Consider the following 13,297-nt stretch of genomic DNA (forward strand, 5'->3'; position numbering starts at 1 on the left):
ACCGTGTCGTCGTTCCCCAGACGACCGCCCCCGCACAGCGCCTATGGTGGACGCATGTCTGTTGTGAAGATCAATGCCATCTCCGTCCCCGAGGGCGCGGGCCCCGAACTGGAGAAGCGGTTCGCCAATCGCGCCCACTCGGTCGACGGGTCCAAGGGGTTCCTCGGATTCCAGCTGCTGCGTCCGGTCAAGGGCGACGACCGCTACTTCGTCGTCACCGAGTGGGAGTCCGAAGAGGACTTCCAGGCCTGGTCGGCGGGTCCGGCCCGCGAGGCGCACTCCGGTGAGCGCGCCAAGCCGGTCGCCTCGGGTGCCGATCTGCTCGAGTTCGAGGTCGTGCTCGACGCGCGGCCCAAGTCCTGAGACGAGCACGCCCTGACCCCTGAACCGGCGGCGGGCGCGTCGCTCGTCGCGCCCATGTTCCCGCTCGGCACCGCCCTGGTGCCGAGCGCGGAACTGCCGCTGCGCATCTTCGAACCGCGCTATCGGCAGATGCTCGACGACCACGTCGACACCTCGACCGATCCACCCACGGTCCGATTCGGCGTGGTGCTGATCGAGCGCGGTTCGGAGGTCGGCGGCGGCGAGTCACGCTGCCGCGTCGGCACGCTGGCGCACGCCGAGATCACCGCCCGGCTACCGGACGGCCGCGCGACGCTGACCGCGATCGGCCGACACCGGTTCCGGGTCGAGGAGTGGCTGCCCGACGATCCGTATCCGCGCGCCCGCATCACGGTGTTGCCCGAGCGGACCCCGAGCCGCTCCGATCTGGCCCGTCTGCGCGACCTCGCCGAACGACACCGCGAGCTGATCCGGCGGAAGTTCCGCGCCGCCGGCGAGGATCCCGAGCCGATCATCGCCGCCTTCGCCCTCATCGACTCCGATCCCCGGGCCGCGGACCTCTCGCCCATCCACCGGTGGGCGGCGCAGACGGCGGGACAACCGCATGACCAGCAACGACTCCTCGAGGCCGAGGACCCGACCGATCAGATCGAGATCCTCCACGACGTGATGCAGGGGATGGAGGCCCGGGTGGCCTTCGGGAGTTCCTGACGACCACCCCTGGCATCAGAGTTAGAACGTGTTCTAGTATTGCGTGTGCCGTAGTTCACACCTGTCCGTCGGCGGCTGTCGACCGCCCACGCCCGGACAGGGCCCCGTCCTCTGAGGAGCACACGCGTAATGACCGAGACCGTGGAGTCCCAACCCGCCACCCTCACCGGCGGGGGCGATCAACCCCAGTTGCTCATCGGCGGCCGATGGGCCGATCCCCATTCCACCGAGACCCTCGAGGTCCACTCCCCCGCCACCGGTGAGCGCGTCGGTTCGGTACCGCTCGCCGACGCCACCGACGTCGACGCCGCGGTCCGCGCGGCGCGCGCGGCCTTCGACTCCGGGGTCTGGAGTTCGACGCCGCCCGCGCAGCGCGCCGACATCATCGCGAAGGTCGCCGATCTGATCGACGAGCGGGGCGACGAGATCACCGCGCTCGTGTCGGCCGAGATGGGCGCGCCGCCGAGCGCGATCAGCACCCTCCAACAGCTCCCCGGCACCGGTGTCCTGCGCGCCTACGCCAACGCGGCCCGTGACTATCAGTGGGAGGAATACCGCACCGGCCTGTTCGGCACCACCCGCATCACCCGCGAACCGGTGGGCGTCGTCGGCGCGATCTGTGCCTGGAACGTCCCGCTGTTCATCACCTGCAACAAGATGGGTGCCGCACTGGCCGCGGGCTGCTCGGTGGTGCTCAAACCCGCACCCGAGACCCCCATGACCGGCAACTACGTCGCGCAGCTGTTCATCGAGGCAGGCGTGCCCGCCGAGGCGATCTCGGTGGTCACCGGCGGCGCCGAGACCGGGCAGGCGCTCGTCGCGCATCCCGACGTCGACAAGATCACCTTCACCGGTTCGACCGCGGCCGGCAAGGCGATCGGCGCCGCCTGCGCCCAGACCCTCAAGCGGTGTTCGCTCGAGCTGGGCGGCAAGTCGGCCGCCATCGTCCTCGACGACGTCGACCTCGCCGCGAACGCTTTCATGCTGACGTTCCTCGGCCTGTTCAACACGGGCCAGGCATGCGTCGCGCAGACGCGAATTCTGGTGCCGCGCAGCCGACAGGACGAGATCGTGGCCGCGATGGTCGAGGCCGCGAAGGCGATGAAGGTCGGGCTGCCCTCCGATCCGGAGGCCCAGCTCGGACCGCTGATCACCGAGAACCAGCGGAACAAGGTCGAGGAGTACGTCGAACTCGGCAAGAAGGCCGGTGCCACCGCGGTTCTCGAAAGCGAGCGTCCCGAGGGACTCGACTCCGGCTACTTCCTCACCCCCACGATCTTCACCGGCGTCACCAACGACATGGCCATCGCGCAGGAGGAGATCTTCGGTCCCGTGCTGTCGGTCATCGCCTACGACGACGTCGACGAGGCCATCGCCATCGCCAACGACTCGAGCTACGGACTCGCCGGCACGGTGTGGACGAACGACGTCGAGCGCGGCATCGAGATCTCCACCAAGATCCGCACCGGCACCTTCGGGATCAATTGGTACGCCATCGATCCCGAGTCACCGTTCGGCGGTTACAAGAACTCGGGCATCGGCCGTGAGAACGGCCGAGAAGGTCTCGAGTCCTTCCTCGAGCACAAGTCGACGATGCTGCCGATGGGATACGAGGTGTCCACGGGTTAGCCCTCCCGCCTCTCACAGGGGGGAACCGGGGCCGGACGACGTGTACGTCCGGCCCCGGTTCTTGTTTCGTGCCCGCCCACAGGCAGAGAGCCGCTGACTATTGCTCCCTGAGGTGCGAGGAGCGATAGCGACGAGCCACGAAGGGCCTGGTGAGGCACGCTGCGGAGCCCTTCGTGGCTCGCTTCGCTCGCACCTCAGGGAGCAGAAAGGGGCCGGCCCGCCAATTCGAGGACCTCCACCGCACCGGTATCGGCCGGTGGCTGGTGCGTCACCACGACGACGATGCGGTCGGGCCCGAACAGGTCCCGCTCGATCCCCAGGAGGCGCCGCAACAGCTCGTCGGAGTCCGCCTCGTCGAGATGCTCGGTCGGTTCGTCGAGCAGGACGACCGGCGCGGGATGCAGCAGTGCGCGGGCGAGCAGCAGTCGCCGCCGCTGCCCGCCGCTCATCGCATCGGCCCCACCGGTGAGGACGGTGTCCAGACCGTCGGGAAGTGCTGCGGCCCAGCGCTGCAGCCCGGCGGCCGCCAGCGCGGTGTCGATCTCCTCGTCGGTGATGTCACCGCGGGCGACGCGCAGGTTCTCGCGGACCGACGTCGAGAAGATGTGCGCCTCCTCGGCGAAATAGCATCCCGCCGAACGTAACCCGACGATCGAACCGTCGCCGACGTCGACCGCCTCGACGTCCCCGGCCATCGGCGGCAACAACCCGGCGAGGGTGAGGAGCAGCGTCGACTTCCCCGCCCCGCTCGGGCCGGTGACCACCAGACGCGAACCAGGTCGCAGGTCGAGATCCACGCCCGCCGCGGGACCGAGGACCTCCCGATCCCGGTGTCCCCAGCGCAAGCCCGTGGTCCTCAGGCGCACCGGAGACCGATACACCTCGGCGTCGGTTACATCGACTGTTCCGTCGGCGTGCGCCCCGTCCACCAGCGCCATGAGCCGGGCCGCACTCTGTCGGCTCCGCTCGATCTGCAGCCCGGCCTCGGTGAGCGGCGCGGTGGATTCGAAGGCCGACAGCGGCAGCAGGACGAGCACACCGAGGATCATCGGCGTCAGTCCAGCCCCCGAACTCACCCCGGCGAGCGAACCCGAGGTCGCCGAGGCCAATTCGACGGCGATGACGCATGCCGCGATCAGCGACGCACCCAATGCCAGCGGAGTCGCCGCCGCGGCGGATGCCTGCCACCGGATACCCCGGTCCGTGGCGTCGAGATGGCGGCGATCCGCCGCTGCGGCCGCTGCCAGCGCGTGATGGCGTCTGCGTGCGACGACGAGTTCAGGCGCGTGCCACAGCGCCGTCGTGGCGGCCTCCGTGGCCTCGGACGCGGCCTGCGCGCCGTCGCGGATCGACCGGGCACCACCGCGTGCGGCCAGCCACGGCGCCACACCGCCGCTGACGGCCAGCGCGAGTGCGAGCACCACGGCCGCGGGCACCGAGACCAGCGCCATCACCACCACTGCCGCAAGCGATGTCGTGGCACCGATGCCGATCGGGATGAGGCCGCGGATGAGGGCGTTCCCGATCTCGTCGACGTCGTCACTGGTCCGGTTCAGCAGTTCACTCCGCCGCAGCGTGACCGAATAACCCGGTGCGCCCGACGCCAACGCCGTGTACACCCGTTGCCGCGCGGTGGCCATGGCCTGCAGAGCGAGATCGTGGGTCGCCAGCCGTTCCAGATAGCGGAACACACCGCGCGAGATACCCAGCGCCCGGACCGCGGTGATCGCGACCGACAGGTACAGCACCGGCGGCATCTGCCACGCACGGGTGATGAGCCAGGCCGACAGCGCCGCCAGGAAGAGGGCCGAGAGCGAGCCGCCGACACCGAGCGCGAGCGCGGTGAGCGCGGGACGCCGGCGCAGGCCGAGGAAGCCCAGGGCCCGGATCAACGGATCACCGCGCATGGTCCACCTCCTCGGCCGTGCCCGCGGCTGCTGTGCCGGTGGCCGCCGGGAAGTCCACCACCCGGTCCGCGTACTCGCGGGCGACTCCCCGGTGCGCCACCACGACGACGGTGTCCCCGGCCCGAGCGCGATCGCGGAGTGCGGCGAACACGTCGCGCTCGGACGCCTCGTCGAGGTGGGCGGTCGGTTCGTCGAGCAGCAGCAGCGGCGCCGGCGAGGCGAGGACTCGGGTCAGGGCGAGGCGTTGCCGTTGTCCCGCGGAGAGCCCGACCCCGCCGGTTCCCAGCACCGTGCCGAACCGGACCGGCAACTCGCCCAGGACCGCGGCGAAGCCTGTTGCCGTGGACACCGATTCGAAGGCGTCGCGGTCCAGCGCGCCGAGCAGCTCCAGGTTCTCGGCGACCGTGCCCGGCACGATCACCGGTTGCTGGGGCAGCCAGGCGATCTGTTCGTGCAGCGCCGCCGGATCGGCCTGGGCGACGGGGATGGACCCGATCAGCACCGATCCCGCGTCCGGAGCGAGCAGGCCCATCATCGCCGCCAGCATCGTCGACTTGCCCGACCCGTTCGGTCCGGCGAACACGGTCAGCGCCCCGGGTTCGATCGTCGTGCGGAGGCACTCCGGCGCCCATCCGTCGCGCCCGTGGATGCCGACGTCGAGCACGGTGATCGGTTCGCCTGCGACGCTGACCCCACGATTCCCGGTGGCGGACAGCGTGGCCGCCTCAGACTGCGGTGTGATGAGCTCGAAGACCTGCTCGGCTGCGGTGAGGCCGTCGGTGGAATTGTGGAACTGCATGCCGACCCGACGCAGCGGCAGGTATGCCTCCGGCGCCAGGATCAACGCGAAAACTCCTGCGTACAACGACATCTCGCCATAGACCAGACGGAGACCAATCCCCACGGCGACCAGTGCGACGCAGAGCGTGGCCAGTAACTCGAGGACGGCGCCCGACAGGAACGCGACCCGCAGCGAACTCATCGTGCTGCGGCGGTGGGCTTCACCGAGTTCACCGACCCGAACCGCCGGGGCGCCGGCCCGGTTCAGTGCGCGCAACGTCGGCAATCCGGCGATGAGGTCGAGGAGCTGGGCACTCAGCCGGCTCATCGTCGCCAGCTTGCGTGTGGTGCGATCGCGCGTCATCAGTCCGACGAGCACCATGAACAGCGGGATGAGGGGCAGGGTGACGAGGATGATGAGCGCCGACGGCCAGTCGGCGAACGCGATGACCACCGTGACCGTCGGCGTCAGAACCGCCGCGGCCACCAGGGCCGGTAGGTAGCCCGACAGATACGGCCCAAGGGCGTCCAGCCCGCGCAGGAGGACAGTGCTCGCGTGTTCGCGGATCGCCGTCAGCGATCGCGGCGACGTGCGGGCCGGATCGGTGAGGACATCGAGGGCCTCGGCACGCATCTCCGCGATCGCACGCTCGGCGGCGCGGTGCGCGTATCGGTCGTGTCCGTATGCCATCGCGGCCCGGGCCGCCAGTGCTGCGGCCAACACGGTCAGGTGAACGCCCTGCGCGGCGAACGACCGCGCCCCGGGCGACACGATCAGTTCGGAGACGATCGACGCCACCATCGCGGCCACCACGATGATCGCGACCACCTCGGCCACCGCGAACGCCGCGGTGACCCCGACATACCGCCGCGTCGTCGGCGAATACCGCAGCAGCCGGGGGTCGAGCGGAGGCCGGGCGGTGCGTCTCACTTGCTCGGGATTCGCAACGACGGAAGTCCGGCCGGGTCCGGGATGTGCGCGACCGACAGTCGCTTTCGGAACACCCAATAGGTCCAGGCCTGGTAGCCCATCACCACCGGGGTGATGAGCACGGCCGCCCACGTCATGATCGTGAGGGTGTAATCGCTCGACGACGTGTTCTCGATGGTGAGGTTCCACTGCGGATTCAGGGTCGACGGAATCGTGTTCGGGAAGAGCACGGCGAACAGCGTGGCGACCGTGCCGGCGATCGCGATGCAGGTGAACATGAATGCGTAACCCTCGCGGCGGATCTGGGTGGCGGCCACCATGCCCACCGCGGCGACGGCGGCGATGAGCACCGGAATCCAGGTCCACGAGCTGCCGTAGGCGAACTGGGTCCACAGCAGGAACACGGCGGCCACGATCAGTGTCGGCCAGGCCAGCCGGGCAGCGTAGCGAGCCGAATCCTCCTGCAGCACACCGGAGGTCTTCAGCGAGATGAACACCGCCCCGTGGGTGAGGAACGCGAGCAGGGTCGTGGCGCCGCCGAGCAGGGCATACGGGTTGAGGAGGTTGAAGAACCCACCCGTGTACTGGGCGTCAGCGTCGATCGGGAGCCCGCGCACGATGTTGGCGAACGCCACACCCCACAGGATCGCCGGAATCCACGAACCCAGCCCGATTCCGACGTCGCACCACACGCGCCAGCGGGGGTTGTTGATCTTGCCCCGCCACTCGATCGCGCAGACCCGCACGATGAGCCCGATGAGGATGAGGAACAGCGGTAGGTAGAACGCACTGAACATGGTTGCGTACCAACCGCCGAAGGCCGCGAACAACGCCGCACCCGCGGTGATGAGCCAGACCTCGTTGCCGTCCCAGACCGGGCCGATGGTGTTGAGGAGCGCGCGGCGCCGTTTGTCGGGGTCGGCTTCGGGATCGTCGGCGGCGACCTTGTCGTCGCCGCCGGTGTGACTCGAACCGAGGATCGGCATCAGCATGCCGACACCGAAATCGAAGCCCTCCAGTACGAAATACCCGACGAACAGGAACGCGATGACCAGGAACCAGATTTCTTCGAGACTCATGAGCACGCTCCTCTAGTACGCGAACGAGAGCTGTTTGGGTTCATCGGAATCGGACTCGTCGTCGTCGGTGTGGCCCGGCGGTCGCGCATCGTGTGCGGCCGGGCCCTCGATGACATAGCGCCGCTGCAGCATGAACCACACGATGCCGAGGGCACCGTAGAGCAGCGTGAAACCGATCAGCGTGACGAGCACGGTGCTTGCCGAATGGTTGGACACACCGTTCTGCACCAGCATGCTGATCCGGAGCGGGTCGAGGTCGTCCTCCCAGTTGGGCGCCACGACCCACGGCTGGCGTCCCATCTCGGTGAAGATCCAGCCGGAACTGTTGGCCAGGAACGGCGTCGGGATCATCAACAGGGCGATGAAGCCGAAGCGTCTGGATTCGACCACCCGCTTACGGCGCGTGAACCACAGTCCGCCCAAGGCCACGACCACCGAGCCGAGCGCCCAGGTGATCATCGCCCGGAAGCCCCAGTAGGTCACGAAGAGGTTGGGTGCGAAGTTCTGGTTCGCCGGCACGTTCGGCTGTCCGGCGAAGGCCCGGGTGTACTGCTCCTGTAGTTCCTCGACGCCCTGCAGAGTCGAATCGAAGTCGTGATTCGCGAGGAACGACAGCATCTTCGGGATCTCGATGACGTGTTCGATGTTCTCGCAGTTGTTCTGGCGGCCGATCGACAGAACCGAGAAACCCGGACCCGTCTCGGTCTCGCACAGCGACTCCGCGGACGCCATCTTCATCGGCTGCTGTTTGAACATGATCTGCGCCTGGAGGTCCCCGGTGATGAACAGCGCGACACCGGAGACGATGGTGATCCACAACGCGAGTCTCGTGACCGGCCGCCAGAGGTCGCGGGCGTCCTTCTCGAGGTCCTCGGGTGTGGCGTCGACGTGGCTCGGCGAGGTGCTGTCCGGGATCTCGGACAGGTCACCGGTGTCCGCGGCCTCGCGGATCTTCTTGGCCCGCCATGAGTTCCGCGCCATCCACCAGATGCCGATGGCCGCGACGAAGGTACCGGCGGTGAGGAAGGCGCCGGCGATGACGTGCGGGAAGGCCGCCAGGGTCGTGTTGTTGGTGAGCACCGCGACGAAGTCGTTCATGGCAGGCCGGCCGCGTTCGTCATCCCATGTGACGCCGACGGGGTGCTGCATCCACGAGTTCGCGGCGATGATGAAATACGCCGACGCGTTCACACCGATGGCGGCCAACCAGATACAGGCCAGGTGCACGCGGCGCGGCAGGCGGTCCCAGCCGAAGATCCAGAGCCCGATGAACGTCGATTCGAGGAAGAAGGCGACGAGACCCTCCAGGGCCAGTGGCGCGCCGAAGACATCGGCGACGAACCGGCTGTACTCGCTCCAGTTCATGCCGAACTGGAACTCCTGGACGATGCCGGTCGCGACACCGAGCGCGAAGTTGATCAGGAAGAGCTTGCCGAAGAACTTCGTGGCGCGCAGCCACTGCTCGTTGCCGGTGACATGCCACACCGTCTGCATCACCGCGATCATCGGCGCGAGGCCGATCGTCAACGGCACCAGGATGAAGTGGTAGACGGTCGTGATCCCGAATTGCCATCTGGAGACGTCCAGAGCGTCCATATCGCCTCGAATCGAGTTGCCGGCCCCCGGGCTGCGGGGGCAAGGTCGAAACCTGCCGGGTACCTACTACTAGCGGTAGTAGTAGGTCGTAGGCGCGACGTTACGCCTGGTCACCGGGCCCTTACAAGCGCCAAAGGTCCCGCCGACCAGTTCGAAGCGGTGTCTTCCCTCTCACCCACGCGGGTGTGTGCCCCAGGCGGACGAGATCAGGTGGGGGTGACCGGGATCAATTGTCGTCCACCGAGATGGCCCGGTCGACCAGATCGGTGAACTTCGCGGCGTCCGCGGCGAGCGGCATCACGTACCGGTTGAGATGGGTGACCCGCGCCGCGAGGGTCACGCTGCTCACCAGCCAGACCGAGTCGGCCGCCACCAGATCCTCGGGCCGTAGGACGTCGGTCTTGGTCGTCCAACCCTCCTGTTCCGCGACATCGAAAACCGCACGCACGGTGGTCGACTCGAGAATCCCGATCTCGGTCGGCGGTGTGACCAGGGTGTCGGAGTACACGGCGACGACCGTGGCTCGGGGCCCTTCGAGGACGGCGCCCTCGCTGCTGACGAAGATCACGTCGTCGAAGCCCTCGGCCGACGCGTGGCGCAGGGCCGCCATGTTCGTGGCGTAGCTGAGGGTCTTCGCGCCGAGGAGCTGCCAGGGCGCCGTGGCGGCGAGGTCGATCGAGAAGCCGCGAGCGAGGGTGACCACCCGGACACCGTCCGCACGCGCCGCCGACACCCGGTCGGGCACCGCGTCGACGGTGACGTACGCGGTCGGCGCCGAACCGTGCTCGCGTCCGCGGGAGTAGACGAGCCGCAGCAGTGCCTCACCCGACGACCCGTGCTTCTCCGTCCACGCCTGCGTCGCGGTCTCGATCACCGCCCGCCACTCGTCGAGATCGGGCTTGTCGAGTTCCATCGCGGCCGCACTCCGGGCCAGTCGCTCGAGATGCAGTCGGACGCATCGCGCCCGGCCGCCGCGCACGAGAAGCGTCTCGAAGATGCCGTCACCGCGCACCGCGGCCAGGTCGTCGGCGTGGAGGAAGGGAGCGTCGGCATCGTGTCGGGTGCCGTCGAGGGAGACAAGGATCGAATCCGCCATGGATAGAAGGTTGTCATGCGTCGCAGCCCCGCGCCGAATCGACCCGTAGAATCGACGCGTGAGCCGCTCACCCATCCTGACCAGGCATTCCGAGGGCGGGGCGGTGCCCGGCCCCGGCGACCTCCTCTCCGCCGACACCGCGTGGCACTACGGCGACCCCCTCGGCGAACAACGAGCCGCACAACGTGGCGTGATCATCGCCGACAGGTCCGACCGCGCCGTTCTCGAGATCGCCGGCGCCGAACGCCTGACCTGGCTGCACACCATCAGCAGCCAGCACATCGCCACCCTCGCCGACCGGTCGAGCGCCGAAGACCTCTCTCTCGACCTCAACGGTCGTGTCGAAGAGCATTTCGTCCTCACCGACATCGACGGCGTGACGTGGATCGACACCGAGGGTTCGCGCGGCGGACCGCTGCTCGACTTCCTGACCAAGATGGTGTTCTGGGCCAAGGCCGAACCCGCCGCGCGTGCGGACATGAAGGTCCTGACGCTGATCGGGCCCGGGGCCCTCGACGGTCCGGTCGCTGATCTCCTGGAGATCGGCGCGGACGCCGTCGTGTACCAGGCGGGCGGGTTGCCCGAGTCGCACCACGAGGACGAACCGCTCGGCTTCTGGCGGCGCATGCCCCCGCTCGGCGAGGACCGGGACCTGCCGGTCGTCGACCTCGTGGTGCCCGAGTACGTGCTGACCCGCTGGTGGGACACGCTGTCCGAGGCCGGCGCGCGAATGGCCGGCAGCTGGGCTTTCGAAGCCCTGCGCGTGGCCGCCCGCCGACCCCGGCTCGGCGCCGACACCGACGAACGCACGATCCCGCACGAGGTCGACTGGATCGGCGGTCCGGACGAGTTCGGCGCGGTCCACCTGGACAAGGGTTGCTACCGCGGCCAGGAGACCGTCGCCCGCGTACACAACCTCGGCAAGTCGCCTCGACGGCTGGTCCTGCTGCATCTGGACGGGAGCGTCGACGAGCGACCCGTCCCCGGCGACCCGGTCACCGTCGGCGGACGAACCGTCGGCCGGGTGGGCACGGTCGTCGACCACCATGAGTGGGGTCCCATCGCGCTGGCACTCGTCAAGCGCAACGTCGGCGCCGACGTGGAGTTGTCGGTCGGGGCCGAGTCCGCCGTCAGCGCGCGGATCGATCCGGATTCGATTCGCGACGACGATCGGGTCCAGGCGGGACGCGCGGCCGTGGAACGACTCCGCAGCGGTTCGGCGGCGCCGGGACGCAACGGTTGAGCACGGGTGTGGTGCTGGCCGTGTGCGCGGCCGGCGACGACGTGATCCTAGAGGGCATCGGCCCCTCCGCCATCGACAAGCGGCCCCGCAGAGGGCGCCTCGACGTCGACGAACTCGGTCTCGTCGACGACCACGTGGGTAACAAGCGACACCACGGCGGCGTCGATCAGGCGGTGTACGCCTACGCCGATCCCGAGGCGCGCCGATGGGCCGACGAGCTCGGACGTGAGCTTCCTTACGGATGGTTCGGGGAGAACCTGCGCATCGACGGGATGGCGGTCACCGATGCGGTCGTCGGGGAGCGATGGGAAGTCGGCACCGACGGGCCGGTCCTCGAGGTGACCATCCCTCGCGTCCCCTGCAAGACCTTCGCGGTGTGGGCGGGTGAGCCACGCTGGATGAAGCGGTTCCTGGCGCAGGCAGATTTCGGCACCTACCTGCGCGTTGTCCGCAACGGCACGGTGGCGCAGGGCGATCGGATCACCGTCGTTTACCGCCCCGGTCACGGTGTGCGATCACGTGATCTGCTCGCCGGCGGTGACGTCGAGGCGATCCGGTCGTTGCTCGCGCAGGACGATCTACCCGCGAAGGTCCGCCGCGAGGCGACCAAGATGGTGAACAAGTCGGAAAGACGCGTCGGCGCGGCAACACAGGGTGGACAACACAAATCCTAGAGGCGCGCTAGACTGGTCCCCACGACAGAATTACTTCAAGAGAACGGGGCCGCCAATTGTTTGGCCGCCCCGTCATTGTGCGAGGGGGTCCCATATGGGCCGCGGCCGGGCAAAGGCAAAGCAGACGAAGGTTGCACGTCAGCTGAAGTACTCCACTCCGAACACCGACCTGGAAAGCTTGCAGCGTGAGCTCTCCGGACAGGGCGATCCGGTTGTAGAACGACCGGATCCGGTGGACGACTGGTTGGACGAAGAGGAGTGGCGACGCGCTTGACGCGCACACTCTTCGGGCGTTGATCTCTCGACGCCCGGGATCACCCCACATTCTCTCCGCATGAGCGGACCCGCGGCGACGCGGGACCATGATTTCGTACGCACCACCCGTTTCTGATGGGTGGTGCGTGCTCATACGCACGTTCCGGGGTGATCCCGCCATGAAAGACACCGACGCCCGCCGAGGGAATCCGGCTCATCCCAATCGGGGGTGTAGGAGTTGGGGTCTGAAGCCGCCGGTCTCGAGCAGGCTTCGGGCGATGTAGTTGGTCAGGTTGCGGAACCCGAGTGCGGAGCCGCGCAGGTGTTCGAGCCGTCCGTTGAGCGCCTCGGTCGGCCCGTTGCTGGTGCCGGGTCGTTCGAAGTAGGCGAGCACGTCAGCGGCTCGCTTCTTCAGGGTCCGGCCCAGGGTGGTGAGCTCGGTGAGCACCTTGGGGACGCCGGCGCTGAGGTCGGTGATCAGCTTCTCCATGAGCTCGCGGCCACGTTGCCGGTCCTCGTGGCGATAGGCGGCGATCATGCGCTGGTAGACACCCCAGGTCGCCTCGACCTCGACGTGAGCGTCATCAACGAACAGCGCGCGTAGCCTGTCGCTCTGCTTGTCGGTGAGCAGGTCCGCGCCGGTGTGCAGCGTGCGCCGCGACTTGTAGAGCGGGTCGTCCCTGAACCCACGGTGCCCGTGGATCGCGAGTTGGACCCGGCGCCGGCACCTGTCGAGGGCGTCACCGGCCAGGCGCACGACGTGGAAGGGATCCATCACCGTGACCGCGTCCGGGATCTCCTCTGCAGCGGCGGTCTTGAACCCGGTGAAGCCGTCCATCGCGACCACCTCGACCACGTCACGGAAGGCGTCGTCGCGGTCGGCGAGCCAGGTCTTGAACGCCGCCTTCGACCGGCCCTCGACCATGTCCAGCAGCCTTGCTGGCCGGCGCCATCGCGGACCGGGGTGAGGTCGATGATCACGGTGACGCACTTGTCGCCACGCCTGGTGTGGCGCCAGACGTGCTCATCGACGCCAATGACCTTCACGCCCTCA

Annotated in this window: 11 protein-coding genes and 1 pseudogene; 6 read left to right on the top strand and 6 right to left on the bottom strand. The window is 68.4% G+C overall.

What is annotated here, in order from left to right; translation table 11 throughout:
* The first annotated feature begins 54 nt into the window (after positions 1–54).
* The 3 genes from FFS52_RS11380 to FFS52_RS11390 all read left to right on the top strand — a co-directional run bounded on the left by FFS52_RS11380 (position 55) and on the right by FFS52_RS11390 (position 2,682).
* The gene (locus tag FFS52_RS11380; RefSeq protein ID WP_035717146.1) at positions 55–363 is read left to right on the top strand and encodes an antibiotic biosynthesis monooxygenase; all 309 of its coding nucleotides are present in this window, start codon (positions 55–57) and stop codon (positions 361–363) included.
* Between the two features lie 54 nt (positions 364–417).
* Positions 418–1,053: an LON peptidase substrate-binding domain-containing protein gene (locus FFS52_RS11385; protein ID WP_068972211.1), complete on the top strand. Its 636-nt coding sequence runs from the start codon at positions 418–420 to the stop codon at positions 1,051–1,053.
* Positions 1,054–1,182: 129 nt separating this feature from the next.
* Positions 1,183–2,682, top strand: coding sequence for an aldehyde dehydrogenase (locus FFS52_RS11390; RefSeq protein WP_068972212.1), 1,500 nt, complete (start codon positions 1,183–1,185; stop codon positions 2,680–2,682).
* Positions 2,683–2,876: 194 nt separating this feature from the next.
* Here the strand turns inward: FFS52_RS11390 and cydC are convergent, their stop codons facing one another.
* The 5 genes from cydC to FFS52_RS11415 all read right to left on the bottom strand — a co-directional run bounded on the left by cydC (position 2,877) and on the right by FFS52_RS11415 (position 10,071).
* A complete protein-coding gene (cydC, locus tag FFS52_RS11395; protein ID WP_068972213.1) occupies positions 2,877–4,589 on the bottom strand; it encodes a thiol reductant ABC exporter subunit CydC in 1,713 nt (570 codons plus the stop codon).
* The gene (gene cydD / locus FFS52_RS11400) at positions 4,579–6,300 is read right to left on the bottom strand and encodes a thiol reductant ABC exporter subunit CydD (protein WP_068972214.1); all 1,722 of its coding nucleotides are present in this window, start codon (positions 6,298–6,300) and stop codon (positions 4,579–4,581) included. The genes cydC and cydD overlap by 11 nt, the downstream gene beginning before the upstream one ends.
* Positions 6,297–7,379 carry a cytochrome d ubiquinol oxidase subunit II gene (gene cydB / locus FFS52_RS11405; RefSeq protein WP_065629163.1) on the bottom strand — a complete coding sequence of 361 codons (1,083 nt, stop codon included), beginning with the start codon at positions 7,377–7,379 and terminating at the stop codon, positions 6,297–6,299. The genes cydD and cydB overlap by 4 nt, the downstream gene beginning before the upstream one ends.
* A gap of 12 nt (positions 7,380–7,391) precedes the next feature.
* Positions 7,392–8,975: a cytochrome ubiquinol oxidase subunit I gene (locus FFS52_RS11410; RefSeq protein ID WP_065629162.1), complete on the bottom strand. Its 1,584-nt coding sequence runs from the start codon at positions 8,973–8,975 to the stop codon at positions 7,392–7,394.
* A gap of 226 nt (positions 8,976–9,201) precedes the next feature.
* Positions 9,202–10,071, bottom strand: a complete 870-nt coding sequence (locus tag FFS52_RS11415) for an aminodeoxychorismate lyase (protein WP_065629161.1) — start codon at positions 10,069–10,071, stop codon at positions 9,202–9,204.
* 58 nt (positions 10,072–10,129) lie between these two features.
* Between FFS52_RS11415 and FFS52_RS11420 the strand changes: the two genes are divergently transcribed.
* The 3 genes from FFS52_RS11420 to FFS52_RS11430 all read left to right on the top strand — a co-directional run bounded on the left by FFS52_RS11420 (position 10,130) and on the right by FFS52_RS11430 (position 12,262).
* A complete protein-coding gene (locus FFS52_RS11420; RefSeq protein ID WP_137809743.1) occupies positions 10,130–11,314 on the top strand; it encodes a folate-binding protein YgfZ in 1,185 nt (394 codons plus the stop codon).
* Positions 11,311–11,988 (top strand): MOSC domain-containing protein, encoded by a 678-nt coding sequence (locus FFS52_RS11425; protein ID WP_240198929.1) that lies wholly within the window; start codon positions 11,311–11,313, stop codon positions 11,986–11,988. Before FFS52_RS11420 ends, FFS52_RS11425 begins: the two co-directional genes overlap by 4 nt.
* A gap of 94 nt (positions 11,989–12,082) precedes the next feature.
* Entirely contained in the window at positions 12,083–12,262 is a 180-nt protein-coding gene (locus tag FFS52_RS11430; protein WP_083229484.1) for a DUF3073 domain-containing protein, read from the top strand.
* Between the two features lie 195 nt (positions 12,263–12,457).
* On the opposite strand, the pseudogene FFS52_RS11435 reads toward FFS52_RS11430, so the two are convergent.
* Positions 12,458–13,297: pseudogene (locus FFS52_RS11435) on the bottom strand (ISL3-like element ISPfr2 family transposase); the annotation flags it as partial.

Origin of the sequence: Gordonia sp. ALPHA1B1, from assembly GCF_005502615.1 — a bacterium.
GTDB lineage: Bacteria > Actinomycetota > Actinomycetes > Mycobacteriales > Mycobacteriaceae > Gordonia > Gordonia hongkongensis.

What these genes read in the sequence shown, in the direction of transcription:
- FFS52_RS11415 (WP_065629161.1), bottom strand. Translation starts at nt 10,071, where the DNA reads ATGGCGGATTCGATCCTTGTCTCCCTCGACGGCACCCGACACGATGCC.
- FFS52_RS11380 (WP_035717146.1), top strand. Translation starts at nt 55, where the DNA reads ATGTCTGTTGTGAAGATCAATGCCATCTCCGTCCCCGAGGGCGCGGGC.
- FFS52_RS11430 (WP_083229484.1), top strand. Translation starts at nt 12,083, where the DNA reads ATGGGCCGCGGCCGGGCAAAGGCAAAGCAGACGAAGGTTGCACGTCAG.
- FFS52_RS11385 (WP_068972211.1), top strand. Translation starts at nt 418, where the DNA reads ATGTTCCCGCTCGGCACCGCCCTGGTGCCGAGCGCGGAACTGCCGCTG.
- FFS52_RS11390 (WP_068972212.1), top strand. Translation starts at nt 1,183, where the DNA reads ATGACCGAGACCGTGGAGTCCCAACCCGCCACCCTCACCGGCGGGGGC.
- cydB (WP_065629163.1), bottom strand. Translation starts at nt 7,379, where the DNA reads ATGAGTCTCGAAGAAATCTGGTTCCTGGTCATCGCGTTCCTGTTCGTC.
- cydC (WP_068972213.1), bottom strand. Translation starts at nt 4,589, where the DNA reads ATGCGCGGTGATCCGTTGATCCGGGCCCTGGGCTTCCTCGGCCTGCGC.
- FFS52_RS11410 (WP_065629162.1), bottom strand. Translation starts at nt 8,975, where the DNA reads ATGGACGCTCTGGACGTCTCCAGATGGCAATTCGGGATCACGACCGTC.